1 pseudogene is annotated in these 1,061 nt (G+C 47.2%); it reads right to left on the bottom strand.

What is annotated here, in order from left to right:
* Nucleotides 1-822: 822 nt before the first annotated feature.
* Nucleotides 823-1,061 (bottom strand): annotated as a pseudogene (locus tag NW818_RS13315) (CRISPR-associated protein); the annotation flags it as partial.

Here is a 1,061-nt window from a genome sequence, read left to right on the forward strand (position 1 = left end):
AGGGTTATAATCGGCGGAAGTCGCTTCCTTTCGGGGCAGTGGAATTAATGAAAACTCAATGGAAAATTAATCGAGCCAAGCGAATAACTATTAAAATGAAGATTATCAAATAGCAAACAAATGTAGCGATACTCGTGGTTAAAAATAGAACTCCGCCCCATTTCCGGAGGAGAGGCTCCAGAAAGTTCGTGCATGGGAGGAGACGAATAGTCCACTTTACACTGGTATCATCGCCATCGAATTGAAATAACCAGGCCCAAAGATAGAAAAAATGAGTCGCGAGGTAGAGCGCAATATCGCTCTTTCTTGATTCAAAAACGCTAATGAATGTGATCATCAAAGCTATATGCACAAATGCCCATAAAGTAAGCAGCAAAATAAGCAGCGCTCCAAACATCATTAGAAGCCAACCGGCGACTCCAAGACGCATGAGAAACAGGGCACAGACAAAAAGGATCTCCACTCCAACTAGGAGAAGTTTGGTTGGTGTATTCAGGCTTTCATGTTCTACCATATTACTTCCTTTTTTCGCGTTGTTCGTAATATGTGTCTCAGACAAGCTTAATAACTGCAGGCGTGATGATCTAGATCTGATCTGGCACTTTTGGCAGGGGTAGTTGAAACGGATGATGGTCGAAGCGAATACGCTGTACTCGGTAATTTCCTGTTAATGGAACCGATCCTGAGCCGCAAGCAACTTCCACGCCACCCGGATCAACCGTTGTTCCGAATGCGATACCTTATTTTATGTAGGTTTGCGTAGCAAAAACCCTATACCTGATAAGTCACTTCCCTTTGGGGAAGCGGGATTCATGGAAACACTCAAAGCAGACGGCCCAAGCGTTGCCGCAATTCGGTGGCAGCCAGCTCTAGGTGCTCGGGGGTGTAGCCGGTGGTTTCTACTCTGACAGCGAGGTGGGTGTCCTGGCTCTCGTGGAGGTGGATCCACAGAATGTGGCGGCCATCTTCGGTTTTGCGGTTTGAGGCTTTGACGCTGTTTTTGGGGGCAGCGTAGGCGTGTGGATCGTATCGAACCAGATCCACCCAGGGAATGTCTCGCA

The organism is Synechococcus sp. R6-5, from assembly GCF_047461775.1.
Lineage (GTDB): Bacteria > Cyanobacteriota > Cyanobacteriia > Thermostichales > Thermostichaceae > Thermostichus.